Origin of the sequence: Clostridium sp. chh4-2 (assembly GCF_002899675.1) — a bacterium.
Classification (GTDB): domain Bacteria; phylum Bacillota; class Clostridia; order Lachnospirales; family Lachnospiraceae; genus CHH4-2.
The window spans coordinates 361,612-379,182 of sequence record NZ_PKUU01000001.1 but is presented as its reverse complement, the minus strand read 5'-3'; the positions used below and the strand labels follow the sequence as shown (position 1 = coordinate 379,182).

General features: G+C 47.1%; 13 protein-coding genes. 12 read left to right on the top strand and 1 reads right to left on the bottom strand.

The genetic code is table 11. The annotated features are described in order from the left end of the window. Positions 1–126 precede the first annotated feature (126 nt). From hydE to cysK, 5 genes are all read left to right on the top strand, one after another. Positions 127–1,182, top strand: coding sequence for a [FeFe] hydrogenase H-cluster radical SAM maturase HydE (gene hydE, locus C0033_RS01790; RefSeq protein ID WP_103226138.1), 1,056 nt, complete (start codon positions 127–129; stop codon positions 1,180–1,182). A 66-nt stretch (positions 1,183–1,248) separates the two neighbouring features. Then, complete coding sequence (gene hydG, locus C0033_RS01785; RefSeq protein WP_103226137.1) at positions 1,249–2,670, top strand: [FeFe] hydrogenase H-cluster radical SAM maturase HydG; 1,422 nt, start codon at positions 1,249–1,251, stop codon at positions 2,668–2,670. Positions 2,671–2,722: 52 nt separating this feature from the next. After that, positions 2,723–3,913, top strand: coding sequence for a [FeFe] hydrogenase H-cluster maturation GTPase HydF (gene hydF / locus C0033_RS01780; RefSeq protein ID WP_103226136.1), 1,191 nt, complete (start codon positions 2,723–2,725; stop codon positions 3,911–3,913). A gap of 105 nt (positions 3,914–4,018) precedes the next feature. Next, positions 4,019–5,515: a carboxypeptidase M32 gene (locus tag C0033_RS01775; RefSeq protein ID WP_103226185.1), complete on the top strand. Its 1,497-nt coding sequence runs from the start codon at positions 4,019–4,021 to the stop codon at positions 5,513–5,515. Positions 5,516–5,615: 100 nt separating this feature from the next. After that, complete coding sequence (gene cysK, locus C0033_RS01770; protein ID WP_103226135.1) at positions 5,616–6,554, top strand: cysteine synthase A; 939 nt, start codon at positions 5,616–5,618, stop codon at positions 6,552–6,554. Here cysK and C0033_RS01765 read toward each other — a convergent pair. Continuing rightward, positions 6,518–7,351 carry a YihY/virulence factor BrkB family protein gene (locus tag C0033_RS01765; protein ID WP_103226134.1) on the bottom strand — a complete coding sequence of 278 codons (834 nt, stop codon included), beginning with the start codon at positions 7,349–7,351 and terminating at the stop codon, positions 6,518–6,520. The two genes, cysK and C0033_RS01765, sit on opposite strands and share 37 nt — an antisense overlap. A 172-nt stretch (positions 7,352–7,523) precedes the next feature. Between C0033_RS01765 and C0033_RS01760 the strand changes: the two genes are divergently transcribed. The 7 genes from C0033_RS01760 to C0033_RS01730 all read left to right on the top strand — a co-directional run bounded on the left by C0033_RS01760 (position 7,524) and on the right by C0033_RS01730 (position 17,486). Continuing rightward, a complete protein-coding gene (locus tag C0033_RS01760; RefSeq protein WP_103226133.1) occupies positions 7,524–9,254 on the top strand; it encodes an ABC transporter ATP-binding protein in 1,731 nt (576 codons plus the stop codon). 1 nt (position 9,255) lies between these two features. Next, positions 9,256–10,995, top strand: coding sequence for an ABC transporter ATP-binding protein (locus C0033_RS01755; RefSeq protein WP_103226132.1), 1,740 nt, complete (start codon positions 9,256–9,258; stop codon positions 10,993–10,995). Between the two features lie 27 nt (positions 10,996–11,022). Next, positions 11,023–12,735 (top strand): ABC transporter ATP-binding protein, encoded by a 1,713-nt coding sequence (locus tag C0033_RS01750; RefSeq protein WP_103226131.1) that lies wholly within the window; start codon positions 11,023–11,025, stop codon positions 12,733–12,735. Between the two features lie 54 nt (positions 12,736–12,789). Then, entirely contained in the window at positions 12,790–14,580 is a 1,791-nt protein-coding gene (locus C0033_RS01745) for an ABC transporter ATP-binding protein (RefSeq protein WP_103226130.1), read from the top strand. A gap of 293 nt (positions 14,581–14,873) precedes the next feature. Further along, positions 14,874–15,443, top strand: a complete 570-nt coding sequence (locus tag C0033_RS01740; RefSeq protein WP_103226129.1) for a hydrolase — start codon at positions 14,874–14,876, stop codon at positions 15,441–15,443. Between the two features lie 28 nt (positions 15,444–15,471). Then, positions 15,472–16,197 carry a LytTR family DNA-binding domain-containing protein gene (locus C0033_RS01735; protein ID WP_103226128.1) on the top strand — a complete coding sequence of 242 codons (726 nt, stop codon included), beginning with the start codon at positions 15,472–15,474 and terminating at the stop codon, positions 16,195–16,197. Continuing rightward, entirely contained in the window at positions 16,194–17,486 is a 1,293-nt protein-coding gene (locus C0033_RS01730; RefSeq protein WP_103226127.1) for an ATP-binding protein, read from the top strand. The genes C0033_RS01735 and C0033_RS01730 overlap by 4 nt, the downstream gene beginning before the upstream one ends. Positions 17,487–17,571 lie beyond the last annotated feature (85 nt).

Sequence of the window (17,571 nt, the reverse complement as noted above, 5' to 3'; positions counted from 1 at the left end):
AAACAGAGAAGTTCAACAGAATCTCTGCGTTATTGGCGGACCAGAAGGAGACGGTATCGGTTTCCTTCTGGTTTTGTTGTTTTATGGAAAGGTAGCGTGCTGTAAATTATGTGATGGGAGATGGTTATGAAACAGTTAATTGACAAATTGGAACAGGAACAGATGCTGGCCAATGAGGAATTTGCAGCTTTGATTGAAGGGATTGGTCCGGATGACCGGGAATATCTTTTTGAAAAAGCCAGGAATTTGGCGGTCAGACATTATGGAAAGAAGGTATTTACCAGAGGGCTGATCGAATTTTCCAACTATTGCCGCAATGACTGCTATTACTGCGGAATCAGAAAGGGAAATGCCAATGCGGCCAGATATCATCTGACAAAAGAAGATATACTGGAATGCTGTAAGCTGGGGTATCAGCTGGATTTCAGAACCTTTGTGCTTCAGGGAGGGGAAGATTTGTCCTATTCGGTATCGGAGATGGCGGATATCGTATCCTCAATCCGGAGGGCTTATCCGGACTGCGCGATCACACTTTCCATCGGGGAGAGAAGCTATGAAGAGTATCTTGCCTATTACCGGGCGGGAGCCAACCGTTTTCTGCTCCGCCATGAAACCGCTGATCCGGAACATTACCGGAAGCTTCATCCGCAGGAATTGAGCCTGGAAAACAGAATGCGTTGTTTATGGGATTTGAAACAGATCGGATACCAGGTGGGAACCGGAATTATGGTGGGATCACCGGGACAGACCACGGACTGTATTGTGAAGGATTTGTTATTTATGAAGGAATTAAAACCTCATATGATCGGTATCGGGCCGTTTATTCCACATAAAGACACCCCGTTTCGGGATTGTAAGCCGGGAAGCGCGGCGGATACCCTGGTGCTTTTGGGGATTTTACGATTGATGTTTCCATATGCATTGATACCGGCGACCACGGCGCTGGGAACCATAGATGACAGGGGACGGGAAATGGGGGTTTTAGCGGGAGCCAATGTGGTGATGCCCAATCTATCCCCTCTGTCGGTGAGAACGAAATACATGTTGTATGATAATAAGATCAGTACCGGCGATGAAGCAGCGGAATGCAGGGCCGGGCTGGAAAAACGAATGCAGGCGATCGGATACCAGCTTTCCGCAGAGCGGGGAGACTGTAATTATCCGTCGGCCCCGGGAATCTGAAGATGAATTTTGGGAGATAAAACAAATATCGTTTGTGAGCCGTATACGGCAGAATGGGAGTGGAATATGAAATATGATATGATGTCTGCAAAAGCAGAGGAATTTATCAATGACGAAGAGATTTTGGATGTACTGGATTATGCTAAGAAGAATAAAGACAATATGGAACTGATCGATCAGATTCTGGATAAAGCGGCTGCGATGAAGGGGATTTCCCATAGGGAGGCGGCAGTTCTTTTGGAAAGTGATTCTAAAGATGTGGAAGAGAGAATCTTTGCCCTGGCAAAGGAGATTAAGCAGAAATTTTACGGCAACCGCATCGTTATGTTTGCCCCGCTCTATCTTTCCAATTACTGCATCAACGGCTGTACCTACTGCCCGTACCATGCAAAGAACCGTCACATTCCGAGAAAAAAACTGACCCAGGAGGAGATTCGCCAGGAAGTGATCGCCCTTCAGGATATGGGACATAAGCGCTTGGCGCTGGAAGCCGGAGAAGATCCTAAAAATAATCCGCTGGAATACATATTGGAAAGCATTGAGACTATTTACAGCATTAAGCATAAAAACGGAGCCATCCGCCGCGTGAACGTGAACATTGCGGCCACCACTGTGGAAGATTATAAAAAACTGAAGGATGCCGGAATCGGAACTTATATTCTGTTCCAGGAGACATACAATAAAGAGAGCTACGAACAGCTTCATCCAACCGGCCCAAAGAGCAATTATGCCTATCATACGGAAGCCATGGACCGCGCCATGGAAGGCGGAATTGACGATGTGGGAATCGGTGTGCTGTTCGGCCTGAATATGTACCGGTACGACTTTGTAGGACTTTTGATGCATGCGGAACATTTGGAAGCATATAAGGGAGTTGGGCCGCATACGATCAGCGTTCCGAGAATCTGTCCTGCCGACGATATCGATGTGGCGACTTTCTCCAACGCGATTCCTGATTCCATATTTGAAAAGATTGTGGCCCTGATCAGAATCTCTGTTCCTTATACGGGAATGATCATCTCCACAAGGGAATCCCAGCGTGTGAGAGAACGTGTGCTTCAACTTGGCGTTTCTCAGATCAGCGGCGGATCACGAACCAGTGTAGGCGGCTATGTGGAGCCGGAAGAAGAGGATAAGAGTTCTGCCCAGTTCGATGTCAGCGATAAGCGATCCCTGGATGAGGTGGTAAACTGGCTGATCGGTATGGGATTCATCCCCAGCTTCTGCACCGCCTGCTACCGGGAAGGAAGAACGGGAGACCGGTTCATGCATCTGTTGAAGTCAGGCCAGATCGCCAACTGCTGCCAGCCCAATGCGCTGATGACTTTAAAAGAATATCTGGAAGATTATGCGTCTGAAGATACGAAAGCAAAGGGTGAGGTTCTGATTGAAAAGGAACTGGACAATATTTTAAGCGACAAGGTGAGAGAAATTGCAAAAGAACGCCTGACGGAGATCGGAAACGGAAGACGTGATTTCCGCTTTTAAATAAAACGTACAAATCTAAGAAAGCCGCCGGTGCGGCGTATGGAGGTAAATTATGAGCAGCCTGAATGAAACGCCAAGATCAGACCGTCTGCATATCGGGATATTTGGAAAGAGGAACAGCGGAAAATCATCGCTGATAAACGCCCTGACGAACCAAGAAGCCGCACTGGTGTCCGAGGTGCCCGGAACGACCACCGATCCGGTTTATAAATCCATGGAAATTCATGGAATCGGCCCGGTTGTCTTCATCGACACGGCCGGATTTGACGATGAAGGGGAATTGGGAGAGCAAAGGGTAAAAAAGACAAAAGAAGCGCTGGAAAAGACGGATATTGCCCTGATGGTTCTGGCCGACAGTGATATGGAACAGGAATTAACATGGACGGAGCTGTTAAAAAAGAATCATACCCCGGTTCTTTTAATTGTGAATAAATGCGACAAAATTCAGGACTTAGACAGTCTTGTGAACCAGGCAGAAAAAACGTTTCTGCAAAAGCCGATTGCGGTGAGCGCAAAGGAGAACACAGGAATCGATGAGATACGGGCGGAGCTGATCAGGAGGCTGCCGGAAGATTATGATGCAAAAAGCATAACGGAAGGAGTGGTAAATCCCGGGGATACGGTTCTTCTCGTGATGCCTCAGGATATCCAGGCTCCCAAAGGGAGACTGATTCTTCCGCAGGTGCAGACCTTGAGGGATCTGCTGGATAAGAAATGCGTGGTCATGAGCTGTACCACGGATAAGATGGAAGAAGCGCTGAAAGCTTTGTCGGCGGCGCCTGATGTGATTATTACGGATTCACAGGTATTTAAAACCGTGTATGAAAAGAAGCCGGAAAGCAGCCGTCTGACTTCCTTTTCCGTGTTGTTTGCAGCTCATAAAGGGGATATTGAATATTACAGAAAGAGCGCATCGGCCATTGATAATCTGACCGAAAACAGCCGGGTATTGATCGCGGAAGCCTGTACTCATGCTCCTCTTTCCGAAGATATCGGGCGGGTGAAAATCCCGGGACTTTTGAGAAAAAAGGTGGGAGAAAAACTGACGGTGGAGCTGACTGCCGGACAGGATTTCCCGGAGGATTTAACGCCGTATGACCTGGTTATTCAATGCGGAGCTTGCATGTTTAACAGAAAATATGTATTATCAAGAATAGAGAAAGCCAGAGCCCAAAATGTCCCGATGTCCAATTACGGTGTCGTGATCGCCTATCTAAACGGAATTTTAGATAAAATAGGATAAAATACCAGAAAACAGGATTGCGGATAAGAGCGGCTCAAATTGGAAACTCTAGCATATGTAGCAAGAAAAATTTATGCCGCCGGCGGCGGAAGAATTGAGGTTGACATGAGTAAAGCATATGAAGAATTACATCCGTATCTGGAAAAAATGATGGCGCTTCAGACTGCCATGATTCTGTTTGAGTGGGATAACGAGACATTAGCGCCTAAGGATGCAGGTACCTATACTTCGAAAGTAATCGGCACCCTATCCGCAGAGTATTTCAGCACAGTTACCGATGAGAAGGTAAAAGAGCTTTTAGAGGCCTGCAAAAAAGAAAAGGGATCTGAAGTGGAAGAGGCTGTTATAAGAGAGCTGTCGGAAGAAGTGGAGCAGCTGGATTGTGTGCCTGCGGACGAATACCGGGAATTTGCTGAGCTGGTTTCCGAATCCACACGCATATGGTCAAAAGCCAAGGAAGACCAGGATTTTGATGAATTTGCGCCTACTCTGGAAAAAATCGTGGATTATCAGAAAAAGTTTGCCTCTTACCGGGCAAAAGACGGCAGGGATCTGTACGATGTGATGCTGGATACTTATGAAAAGGGATTTGACCAGAAAACTTTGGATCTCTTTTTCAGCGAATTAAAGGAAGAACTGGTACCGTTCCTGAAAAAAGTCACATCCAGCAACGTGGACATTGACGACAGTTTCCTGACCGGCGATTATCCGGTGGAAAAGCAGGAACAGCTGGCAAAATTCCTTGCAGAATATGTGGGATTCGATTTTGATAAGGGAGTTTTGGCGGTCAGCGCCCATCCGTTTACAACAAACCTTCACAACCATGATGTGAGGATCACCACCCATTATAATGACCGGGTGGACAGTTCCGCATTTTCCATCATTCATGAGGCGGGCCATGGTATTTACGAGCTGGGAATCCGGGATGATCTGACTCAGACTCTGGCGGGCCAGGGCGCGTCCATGGGAATGCACGAATCCCAGTCCCGTTTTTTTGAAAATATCATCGGAAGAAATCAGGCGTTCTGGGTGCCTATTTATAAAAAGCTTCAGGAATTATTTCCGGAGCAGCTGGGGGATGTAACCATGGAACAGTTTGTAAAAGCTGTCAATAAAGTTACCCCAGGCCTGATCCGCACGGAGGCGGATGAGCTGACTTACAGCCTTCACATTATGATCCGCTATGAACTGGAAAAACAGCTGATCGCAGGAGAGATCGAGGTAAAAGACCTGCCAAAGCTGTGGGCGGATAAATATGAGGAATATATGGGAATCCGTCCGGAAAATGTTTCTGAGGGAGTTTTGCAGGATATTCACTGGTCTCAGGGGTCTTTCGGGTACTTCCCGTCCTACGCTCTCGGCAGCGCGTTCGGCGCCCAGCTCTATTACCATATGAAAAAAGAGATGGACTTTGAAGGCCTTTTAAAAGAGGGAAATGTATCGGTGATCCGGGAATATCTCAGACAGAATATCCATCAGTACGGAAAGCTGAAGAACAGCAGACAGATTCTAAAAAGCGTAACCGGTGAAGATTTTACGCCTAAATACTATATTCAGTATTTAAAAGAGAAGTACGGAAAATTATACCAGATTCAGGATTGACAAATTCCCCCGGTGGTCGTATAATCGGTACAACAATTCCTAGCGATACAATAGGAATTAAAAAGAGTATGCTGCCACCGGCGGCGGAATCGAGGTTAATATGGCGAATGTAAAGGAAAGTGCACTGGAACTGATTGGAAAAACCCCGCTTCTCAAGATGAACCGTCTTGCAAAAGCGTACGGATGTGAGGCAGATGTGCTGGCGAAGCTGGAATATTTTAATCCGGCAGGCAGTGTGAAAGACAGGGCGGCTCTGTACATGATTGAGGACGCCGAAAAGTCCGGATATCTGAAACCCGGCGGAGTGATTATTGAGCCGACTTCCGGAAATACGGGAATCGGACTTGCCAGTATTGCGGCGATTAAAGGATATCAGACCATACTTACCATGCCGGAGACCATGAGCTCTGAGCGCAGAGCCCTGTTGAAGGCTTATGGAGCCAAACTGGTGCTGACAGATGGGAAAAAGGGAATGAAGGGAGCCATTGAAAAGGCGGAAGAACTTCAGAAAGAAACTCCCGGTTCCGTAATTCTCGGCCAGTTTGTCAATCCGGCCAACGCAGAGGCGCACAGACAGACCACCGGACCTGAGATTTGGCAGGATACGGACGGAAACGTGGATATCTTTGTAGCGGGAGTTGGAACCGGAGGCACTATTACAGGAATCGGAGAATATTTAAAGACGAAGAAGCCGGAAGTGAAAGTAGTGGCAGTGGAACCGGAAGGATCTCCGTATCTATCAGAGAAGAAAGCCGGTCCTCACGGTCTTCAGGGAATTGGAGCCGGCTTTGTGCCTGAACTTTTAAACACGGAAATTTATGATGAGATCATGCCGGTAAAGGACGAGGACGCATATGAAACGGGACGCCGGATCGCCACGACAGAAGGCGTTTTGGTGGGAATCAGCGCAGGCGCAGCCGTATGGGCAGCGGTTCAGCTGGCAAAGCGGCCGGAAAACAAGGGAAAGACCATCGTCGTTCTGCTGCCGGATACCGGAGACCGTTATCTGTCAACGCCTATGTTTTCCTCAGTAGAATAATAATAATTGATCTCAGCGCCGAAAAATACAATGCAGATACACATATAAAGCCACAGCATGAGGAGAACGACTGCCGTCAGGCTTCCGTACATGTATGGAAAATTGCTGAAATTATTAAAGTAAATAGAGAACGCATAAGATGAGAGAATCCAGCCTACGGTGGTTACAACCGCACCGGGCAGCTGCTTCCTCATCTTTTGTTTTTTCTTGGGAATAAAGGTGTATAAAAATAAAAAGCATACCACTAATATGGTGAGAGACAATAACAGCCTGAAATTAATCAGGTAAAATGTGACATTGGCAATAATCGGAAAACGGCGTTCCATAAAATGATGCAGGGAGTTGCCGAAAACCAAGAGAAGAAGGCACATGATGCAGACCACCATGAAAACCAGGGTATACCCGGAGCAGACAATGCGGCTGACAATATAATTTCTTTTTTCCTGGCTTTTAAAGGCTCTGTTTAATCCTTTTTCAATGCTCAGCATTCCTCTGGAGGCACCCCAAAGAGCCGTAATTGCGGTTACGGAAAGGATGGTTCCTGTGGATTTGGTATACAGCTCTTCCACGATGCCGATCACGAAAGAATTCAGCATGTTGGGTACAATGGCTATTAATGTGGTCTGCACATCCAGTTTGGTAAGTCCCGGCACGAAACGGATCAGGGTCAGCAGGAGCATGATAAACGGAAATGCCGCAATGACAATAAAAAAAGATGCCTGAGCCGCATATACGGTCATTTCATCTTCAACGTACCGGTCGTAAATCCGTTTGCAGGTTATAATTAATCGAAGCATAGAATCCCCTTTATGACTGTTCTTATATAACAAGCATATTAACATGTGCAGAAAAAAATATCAAGCCGGATCTTAATTTCCTTCTGTTTGAAATCTTGTTATTGCTGTAAGAAAATGGTATAATAAAAAGGATTTTTCGTTTTTTAAACAGAAAATTTGGAGGAAGACACAAATGCATAAGTTAATGAAGTATATCAGGAATTATAAAGTGGAAAGCGTGCTGGGGCCTCTGTTCAAGATGCTGGAAGCCAGCTTTGAACTTTTTGTACCTCTGGTAATGGCTAAAATTATTGATGTCGGTATCCGCAATCAGGATACGGTTTATATATTGAAGATGGGTGCGGTTTTAGTTCTGTTGGGAGTTATTGGCCTGACATGTTCTTTGACCGCACAATATTTTGCCGCGAAAGCCTCCGTGGGCTTTGGAAGCGAGTTGAGAAATGATTTATTTTCCCATATTAACAGCTTGTCCTATAATGAGATCGATAAGATCGGAACGGCCACGCTGATCACCAGAATGACCAGCGATATCAATCAGGTGCAGTCCGGTCTCAATCTGGCCCTCCGCCTTCTGCTTCGGTCGCCGTTTATCGTATTCGGAGCCATGATCATGGCATTTACCGTTAATGCAAAGGCGGCTATGGTATTTGTGGTTGCAATTCCTCTGCTTTGTGTGGTCGTGTTTGGAATCATGGCTGTCAGCATGCCTCTTTACAAAAAAGTGCAGCGCCAGCTGGATAAGGTTCTTTTAGCAACAAGGGAGAATCTGGTGGGAGCCAGGGTAATCCGGGCGTTTAACCGTCAGGAAGATGAGATCGCCAAATTCGACGATGCCAACAGCACGTTGGTAAAATTCCAGGTATTTGTGGGCAAGATTTCAGCCCTTATGAATCCGATAACCTATGTAATTGTCAATCTGGCCATTATCCTGGTGGTATGGGTATCCGGGCAGCAGGTGGACCAGGGCATCATCACTCAGGGTGAGACGGTTGCTCTGGTCAATTATATGTCTCAGATTCTGGTGGAGCTGATTAAGATGGCAAACCTGATCGTTTCCATCTCCAAAGCGCTGGCCTGCGCCAACCGTGTCAGCTCCGTCTTTGATGAGAAGACCACCATTACAGACCTTGTGTCCGAACAGGCAAGAGGCGTGGACGGACAGCCGAAAGTCCGTTTCAATCATGTGAATTTCGCGTATCAGGGAGCCAAGGAAGATTCCCTGACCGATATTGATTTTGCAGCGAAAAAGGGACAGACCATCGGCATTATCGGAGGTACCGGATCGGGTAAGACTTCCCTCGTTAACCTGATTCCAAGATTTTATGAAGCCAGAACCGGGCAGGTGCTCATCGACGGAGTGGAAGCGGAAAAATATCCTTTGGAACAGCTGAGAAGCAAGGTCGGAATCGTTCCCCAGAGGGCGGTGCTTTTTAAAGGAACGTTGAGAGATAATATGAAATGGGGCAAGGAAGACGCTACGGACGAAGAGATCTACCGTGCGCTTGAGATCGCCCAGGCCAGGGAGTTTGTGGATACCAAGGATCACGGTCTGGAACTGAACATCGATCAGGGCGGAAAGAATCTGTCGGGAGGTCAGAGACAGCGTTTAACCATAGCCAGAGCATTGGTGAAACAGCCGGAGATTCTGATTATGGACGACAGCGCCTCGGCTCTTGATTTTGCGACGGATGCAAAACTCAGAAAGGCGATTAAAGAAGGAACCAAAGATATGACTGTATTTATTGTATCCCAGCGGGCTACCACCATAAAAAATGCGGATCAGATCATCGTTTTGGACGATGGCCGTATGGCCGGCTGCGGAACCCATGCAGAATTAATAAAGAGCTGTGAAGTGTACCGGGAAATCTGCCTGTCACAGCTTTCAAAGGAAGAGGTGGGCTAAGATGAAAAAATACAAATCAACATTAAAGCGGGTATTATCCTATATCAGCCAGTATAAATGGGGAGTTGCGGCATCCATCGTCCTAGCGGCCATCACGGTGGCAACCACCCTTTACGCTCCGATCCTGGTAGGTCAGGGCGTGGATTTAATTGTCGGGCCGGGGCAGGTAGACTTTGCAGGGCTGCTTGTAATTCTGAAAAAGATCGGGTGCGTAATCCTTATTACCGCATTGTCCCAATGGCTGATGAACCACATTAATAACCAGATAACTTACCGCGTGGTAAAAGATATCCGAACAAAGGCATTTAACCATCTCGAGGTGCTGCCTTTAAAATACGTGGATTCCCATCAGTACGGAGATATTATAAGCAGGATTATTGCTGATATCGATCAGTTTTCAGAGGGACTTTTGATGGGATTCACCCAGCTGTTTACCGGTGTGCTCACCATTTTAGGAACCTTGGGATTCATGCTTTCCGTCAATCCCCTGATCACTTTAGTGGTGGTTTTGGTGACTCCGGTATCCTTATTTGTGGCGGCTTTTATTGCGAAAAAAACATTTACTATGTTCCGGCTCCAGTCGGAAACAAGAGGAGAGATGACTTCTCTGGTGGACGAGATGCTGGGAAACCAGAAGATTGTTCAGGCATTTGGCCATGAACAGGAGGCACAGAAAGAATTCGAAGAGATTAATGAGCGCTTGAGAGCGTGCAGTTTAAAAGCGATCTTTTTTTCCTCCATCACCAATCCGGCCACCCGGTTTGTCAATGGATTAGTGTATGCCAGCGTGGGAATCGTGGGGGCTTTTGCAGCGGTGCGCGGAATGCTGTCGGTAGGCCAGCTTTCCTGCTTTTTAAGCTATGCAAACCAGTACACAAAACCGTTTAACGAGATTTCCGGGGTGGTGACGGAGCTGCAGAACGCTTTGGCGTCCGCATCCAGGGTATTTGAACTGATCGATGAAAAAACGATTATTGAGGATGCAGAGGATGCGGTGGATTTAAAGGAAGTGGACGGCAGCGTGAAGCTGGATCAGGTTTATTTTTCCTACAGCCCTGAGGTGTCCCTGATTGAAGACTTAAACCTGGAAGTGAAGCCGGGACAGAGAATCGCAATCGTAGGCCCTACCGGCTGCGGAAAGACGACGGTTATCAATCTGCTGATGCGTTTCTATGATGTGGATTCGGGCTCCATTAAGGTTACCGGCTATGATATCCGCCATCTGACCAGAAAAAGCCTGAGAACCAATTACGGCATGGTGCTCCAGGAAACATGGCTCAAGTCGGGAACGATCCGCGAAAATATTGCCTATGGAAAACCGGAAGCATCGGAAGAAGAGATCATAAGGGCGGCAAAAGAAGCACATGCGCACAGCTTCATTAAGCGTATGCCAAACGGATATGACACCGTTATTTCGGAAGACGGCGGCAATTTATCACAGGGGCAGAAACAGCTTTTATGTATTGCCAGAGTTATGCTTTGTCTTCCGCCTATGCTGATCCTCGATGAGGCCACATCCTCTATCGATACCAGAACCGAAGTCATGATCCAGCAGGCATTTGCCAAGATGATGAAGGGCAGAACCAGCTTTATTGTAGCCCACCGTCTGTCCACCATCAGAGAAGCGGATATGATTCTGGTTATGAAAGACGGTCATATTATTGAACAGGGGACACACGAAACTTTATTGGAGAAGAAGGGCTTTTATGCAGAGCTGTATAATAGCCAGTTTGCAGTTTAGGGGACTTAATTAAAAAGGGGTGGATACATGAAACGGATACTTACCGGGTATTTAAAGCCGTATTATCTTAAAATGTCAATTGGGTTTTTAGTAAAGTTTACCGGAACGGTGATGGATTTATGCATACCTTGGATTCTGGCTTATATGATTGATACTGTAACTCCAAGACATAAGCAGAAACAGATTTTCTTATGGGGAATCGTTATGATCGTCTGTTCCATAATGGCGGTGTCCTTTAATATCATTGCGAACCGTATGGCTTCCAGAGTGGCCAGCGATGTGATGCAGGTGATCCGGTATGATCTGTATGAAAAGACTATCTATCTGTCGGAACGACAGGTGGATAATCTCTCCAAGCCAACGCTGATCTCCCGTTTAACCAGCGATACCTATAATCTTCACCAGGTGATCGCCAGGATACAGAGATTGGGAGTGAGGGCTCCCATTCTGCTGGCAGGAGGGATTGTGGTTACCATGACGTTGGAACCACGCCTTTCCGCCATTTTGATCTGCTTAATGCCGCTTTTGGCTCTTGTTATGGTGATCGTGACCAAGCGGAGCGTTCCTATGTTCACCAAGCTTCAGCTGGCCGTGGATGATTTCGTCCGCCTGGTGCGGGAGGACATTGCCGGTATCCGTGTGATTAAGGCTCTTTCCAAAGGGGATTATGAGAGGGAAAGATTTGATGAAATCAATCAGACCGTAGTGGAGCGGGAGAGAAAGGCGGGCATGACATCCGCAGTGATCAATCCGTCCATGAACGTTATTCTGAATCTGGGATTGGTACTTGTAATTTTGGCCGGAGCTTATCTTGTAAACCGGGGGGAGACCCAGGTGGGAAAGATTCTGGCTTTTATGACGTATTTTACGATTATCCTCAACGCTATGATGTCCATTTCCAGGATGTTTGTTATGATCTCTAAAGGAATGGCATCTGCGGAACGTGTGGTCGCTGTTCTGGATGCCTCTGATGAGCTTTTGGAAGAGATGGCAGACGCAGAGGAGAGAAGAGACAGCATGGTGGAATTTGACCATGTGTCATTTTCTTATAATAAAGGGGAAAACAATCTGGAAGATATCAGCTTCCGTTTGAATAAAGGGGAAACACTGGGAATCATAGGGGAGACCGGGTCAGGAAAATCCACCATTGTGAATCTGCTGATGCGTTTTTATGATGTGGATCAGGGCAGTATCTGGATTGACGGACAGAAGATTCAGACCATGGGATTAGAAGAACTGCGCCGGAAATTCGGTGTGGTTTTCCAAAATGATGCGATATTTGCCAAAAGCATATTGGAAAATGTGGATATGGGAAGGGACCTGGACGAAACACAGATTCAGGAAGCCCTTTTATATGCCAGAGCCACGGAGTTTGTATCACAGAAAGGCGGCGATATCAGAAGCATGCTGGATATTAAGGGGGCCAATTTAAGTGGCGGCCAGAAGCAGAGGATACTAATTGCCAGAGCGCTGGCAGCCCATCCTAAGATTCTGATTCTGGACGATTCTTCCAGCGCGCTGGATTATAAGACGGACGCGGCACTGAGAAAGGAGATACGGGATCATTTTTCCGATACCACCTGTGTGATTGTGGCGCAGAGAATCAGTTCCATCATGCATTCCGATCATATTCTCGTTCTGGAAGACGGCAAAGCGGTTGCCTACGGAACACATGAAGAGCTGATGAAGAGCTGTCAGATCTATCAGGAGATCAGCAACTCTCAGATGGGAGCGGCATAGGGGTGAAAATGCCGGTTAACATGTGGACAATTGTATGGGATTGTGGAGGGAAATATGGCGAGAAATAAAGTGAGTTTTGATGGAAAAGTTGAAGACAACCGGCTGAAAAAGCCGAAACAATATACGCTTTCCAGACTTGGAAAATATCTGTTCCGATACAAATGGCTGTTGTTTTTAGCAATTTTGCTGACTGTGGGCAGCAACCTGTTTGCTCTGATCGGCCCCATGCTGTCGGGATATGCGATCGATGCGATTGAGCCGGGAAAAGGGTCGGTGGAATTTGACCGGGTCTTTTATTATGCGGCATGGATGGCCGGATTTTATGTGGCTTCTGCGGCTTTATCCTACCTGCTGTCTGTTTTAATGCTGACAATCAGTAAAAAAGTGGTTTACCAGATGAGAAAAGATGTTTTTGACCGGCTGCTCAGCCTTCCGGTGGGATTTTTCGATATCCACCAGACAGGAGATATTATCAGCCGGATTTCGTATGATATTGATACGGTTAATACGTCGCTTTCCAGTGATTTGATCCAGATTGCCACCACATTTATCACGGTAATCGGAGCATTTTCCATGATGGTGATGATTTCTCCCAGGCTGGTACTGGTGTTTGCATTTACGGTACCGCTCTCTATCTTTTGGACGAAATTTATTACGGGAAAGACGCGCCCTCTGTTTAGGGAACGGTCCAGAACCATCGGATACCTGAACGGGTTTGTGGAGGAGATGATCAGCGGGCAGAAGACGCTGAAAGCATATGCCCAGGAACAAAATACGTTAAACCAGTTTTCCGAAGTCAATTATAATGCGGTAGAAGCTTATTACAGGGCGGAATATTACGGAAGCGTGGTAGGGCCAACCGTTAACTTTATCAACAACCTGTCGCTGTCATTGATCAGTGTATTTGGCGCTTTGCTGTATCTGGCCGGCCAGATGTCCATCGGAAATATTTCCTCCTTTGTGCTGTATTCCAGGAAGTTTTCAGGTCCGATTAATGAGGCGGCCAACATTATTGGGGAGCTGCAGTCGTCGTTAGCCGCTGCGGAACGCATCTTTATCCTGATTGATGAACTGCCTGAGCCGGAAGACTGTGAGGGGGCAAAGGAGCTGGAACATGTGAATGGTGAAGTAGAGCTTCAGCATATTAATTTCGGATATGATAAGGAACATACCATCATCCATGATCTTTCATTAAAGACGGAACCGGGCCGGCTGATCGCAATAGTAGGCCCCACGGGAGCCGGAAAAACCACATTAATTAACCTGCTGATGCGCTTTTACGATGTGGATTCGGGGACGATTACCGTGGATGGAAAAGACATCAGAGGGGTTACCAGAAAGAGCCTGAGAAAGTCCTATGCCATGGTTTTGCAGGATACCTGGCTGTTTCATGGAACGATTTATGAAAATCTGGCTTATGGAAAGGCGGGGGCTTCTAAAGAAGAGGTTATCGAAGCTGCAAAAGCGGCCCGCATCCATTCATTTATTAAACATTTGCCTCAGGGCTATGATACCATATTGAACGAGGACGGAACCAATGTTTCCAAGGGGCAGAAGCAGCTTCTTACTATAGCCAGGGCCATGCTTTTAGATGCCAGAATGCTGATTCTGGACGAAGCCACTTCGAACGTGGATACGCGGACCGAGATACGTATTCAACAGGCCATGAGAAGGCTGATGGCAGGAAAAACCTGTTTTGTGATCGCTCACAGGCTGTCCACCATACGGGATGCCGATTTAATTTTGGTGGTGAACAACGGAGACGTGGTGGAGCAGGGAAATCATCAGAAACTGATGGAGAAAAAGGGATTTTATTATCAGATGTATCAGGCGCAGTTTGAATAGAGGATTCAGGTGTCAAAAGGTCTTGCCCCTGCAAATTGTCTGAATTGTTTGTCAGGGTTCGGAATTAAGGAATCCTAAGACCGCCGAATTTTGCTAAAAGCGAGACGAAAATGCAGAACTCGCTGCGCTCAGACATGCTGTCATTTTCGTCTCAGCGCAAAATCCGGCAGTCTAAGGATTCCTAAATTCCTGCACATGCAAACAATTCAGACAATTTGCAGGGGCAAGACCTTTTGACACCCGAATCAATAGAGACGTCTAAAAATAGAAATTCAGGATAAGGAGAGAGAAAAATGAAGAGTAATTTAAGCCGTGAGGAAGCACTGGAATTATTAAAGAAGTACAACAAAGAGCCGTTTCATATTTTACACGGCCGGACCGTGGAAGGCGTTATGAAATGGTTTGCCAGGGAACTGGGATATGGAGAGGAAGAAGAATTTTGGGGAACTGTCGGACTTCTTCATGATATCGATTTTGAACTGTATCCGGAAGAACACTGTAAAAAAGCTCCGGAACTTTTGAAAGAAGGCGGTGTGGGGGAAGATATGATCCACGCCATATGCAGTCACGGCTACGGACTTTGCTCCGATGTGAAGCCGGAACATGAGATGGAAAAAGTGCTGTTCGCTTCGGACGAACTGACCGGGCTGATCGGAGCCGCTGCCAGAATGCGGCCGTCTAAAAGCGTACAGGATATGGAATTGTCCAGTTTGAAAAAGAAATTTAAGGATAAACGTTTCGCAGCCGGATGCTCCCGCGATGTGATAAAAGAGGGGGCAGAGCAGCTGGGATGGAGTTTGGATGAGCTGTTGGACAAGACTCTGCAGGCGATGAGGGCTTGTGAAAATGATTTAGCGGAGTAAGAAACGCCGGAAAGAAGGGAGGCGGCCTATGGGACTTATATTATTAGTTGAAGACGAGCCGGGCGCAGTTGTACTCATACGCCGTCATATTGAAAAAATCTCATTTGAGCACGAACTTGTTGCATTTGCTAAGGCTGCCGATGCTCTTTCCTATGCAGTGAAAAGCAAGGTTGATTTATTTATTTTAGATATACAGCTTTTGGATTATCGGGGAACGGAACTGGCAAGGCAGCTGCGCTCTATGCCGGAATATCGGTTTACACCCATCCTTTTTACCACGGAGCTGGCCGGGGAGGAGTTGTCAGCCTATCGGGAAATCAAATGCTACGATTTTCTGGTAAAGCCTTTCACGGAGATTGAATTTCAAAAGACATTTCAAGCGGCTCTTGAGATGGGGGCACAGATGCAGGCAGCCCCGGAAATCCTCCGGATTGAGCAAAAGCAGTTTCTGTTTGAATATGAAATAAGAAATATTCTCTATATTGAATCTTTTGGAAAAAGGCTTTTAATCCATACGGCAAAAAATGGCGGAGGTGAAGTAACAGATCAGATTTCTGGTTATAGCCTTTCCCGGTTGCTGGACATGGTGCCGCAGAACAGGCTGCTGCAATGCCATAAGAGCTTTTTGGTCAATCCGGTTCATATTTATAAAATCGACAAGGCAAACCGCCTGCTTTACTTAAAGGAATGCCAAACAGCAATCCCGATTGGTGAGAAATACCAGAAAGCAGTGTTTGAGCGTGAACAGCCATGACGGTTTCCATTTTAATCCAAAGTGCTTTGGACGGGCTTCTTTTATACCTTTGCAGCCTTGCTCTGTTGGGACAATCCAGGGGAAAACCGGATCGGTTGCTCCCGGTATTGTTTGCCGGCATCTGCCTGCTTTCCCGCCTTGGCCTTGGGGATCACGACACCGAAATTGCATATGCCGTATTCCCTGTGGATCATATCGTCGCGTTTCTGTTTTTTTTCCTCGGCGTGTTGTTATTAAACAGTCTGTGGTTTCAAAAGAGCGAGGGACATACGCTCTTCGGTACGATTGCAGCCTTTGCGCTGTACCTTTTGCTGAGGGAACTCTGTTTACTGATCCTTGCCCTATGCAGCCTGACGGAGCCCGTGTGGTTTCTCTATGTAGGCCGGGTATTACCGCTCTGCCTTTGGCTGGCGCTTTGGGGCACGGGGGTGCTTGGATGGATGAAGGACAGGCTGGCAGACGGGGATACCGTTATCTGTATGGTGTGCAGCAATACGGCGCTGCTGCTTTTGCTGCATCTGCTTCTGTTCCGATTTGACGTTTCTGCCATGCTTAGGTGGCTGCCTGCAACGGTGGGGGTGGTGGGGCTGCTGGCAGTTTGCGATGGTATTGTCCTGCTCCTTCGCCAGTACCGTATACAGGAACAGCGGCGGACTGCGACATTGGAGCAGTATCTTCCTCTGGTGGAAGAACTGATTGAACAGGTGCGGGCACGTCAACATGATTTTAACAATCAGATGATGGCGGTTGCAGCAGCGGTTTCCACTGCACATGATTTACAGGAAGCACAGGAAGCGATGACATCTCTGCTTCAAAATGTAAGACTGGACGGCGCGGATAAGGAATTATTAAAATGCGACAGTAAAGTGATCAGCGGGCTGTTGTTTGGAAAAATGAAGCAGGCGGAATTAAAACAGGTTCGTGTGGAAATGACGATTGCAGGTGCATTTCTCCGCCGTTCCTTATCTGAGGCCGACTGGGTGGAGGTGATTGCCATTTTGCTGGACAACGCCATCGAGGCAGCAGCACCCGGAGATGTGTTGTATGCCAGAGCAGAAGAGGAGGCAGACGGCCTCCGGTTTTCTGTTTTGAACCCGCACCCGGCTCTATCCAATATGGAGTTTATCCAGATGTTCCGGCGGGGCTGGTCAACGAAAAGGGAAGCCGGGCACGGTTATGGCCTATATAATGTCCGTCAGATTGTGGAACGGCATGGAGGAAAGATTATTACCGGCAATGATCAACTGAATGGAATCGCCTATATCACCATTGGGGTATTGGTTTCCTGAAAATTGAAGCAGATGAAAACAGGGGTTTTATGGAAACGAGCCGTTTCGTTCCCATAAAACCCCTGTTTGTCCCTATGGTATTGCC

What these genes read in the sequence shown, in the direction of transcription:
- hydG (WP_103226137.1), top strand. Translation starts at nt 1,249, where the DNA reads ATGAAATATGATATGATGTCTGCAAAAGCAGAGGAATTTATCAATGAC.
- C0033_RS01735 (WP_103226128.1), top strand. Translation starts at nt 15,472, where the DNA reads ATGGGACTTATATTATTAGTTGAAGACGAGCCGGGCGCAGTTGTACTC.
- C0033_RS01745 (WP_103226130.1), top strand. Translation starts at nt 12,790, where the DNA reads ATGGCGAGAAATAAAGTGAGTTTTGATGGAAAAGTTGAAGACAACCGG.
- C0033_RS01730 (WP_103226127.1), top strand. Translation starts at nt 16,194, where the DNA reads ATGACGGTTTCCATTTTAATCCAAAGTGCTTTGGACGGGCTTCTTTTA.
- C0033_RS01775 (WP_103226185.1), top strand. Translation starts at nt 4,019, where the DNA reads ATGAGTAAAGCATATGAAGAATTACATCCGTATCTGGAAAAAATGATG.
- C0033_RS01765 (WP_103226134.1), bottom strand. Translation starts at nt 7,351, where the DNA reads ATGCTTCGATTAATTATAACCTGCAAACGGATTTACGACCGGTACGTT.
- C0033_RS01750 (WP_103226131.1), top strand. Translation starts at nt 11,023, where the DNA reads ATGAAACGGATACTTACCGGGTATTTAAAGCCGTATTATCTTAAAATG.
- C0033_RS01740 (WP_103226129.1), top strand. Translation starts at nt 14,874, where the DNA reads ATGAAGAGTAATTTAAGCCGTGAGGAAGCACTGGAATTATTAAAGAAG.
- C0033_RS01760 (WP_103226133.1), top strand. Translation starts at nt 7,524, where the DNA reads ATGCATAAGTTAATGAAGTATATCAGGAATTATAAAGTGGAAAGCGTG.
- C0033_RS01755 (WP_103226132.1), top strand. Translation starts at nt 9,256, where the DNA reads ATGAAAAAATACAAATCAACATTAAAGCGGGTATTATCCTATATCAGC.
- cysK (WP_103226135.1), top strand. Translation starts at nt 5,616, where the DNA reads ATGGCGAATGTAAAGGAAAGTGCACTGGAACTGATTGGAAAAACCCCG.
- hydF (WP_103226136.1), top strand. Translation starts at nt 2,723, where the DNA reads ATGAGCAGCCTGAATGAAACGCCAAGATCAGACCGTCTGCATATCGGG.
- hydE (WP_103226138.1), top strand. Translation starts at nt 127, where the DNA reads ATGAAACAGTTAATTGACAAATTGGAACAGGAACAGATGCTGGCCAAT.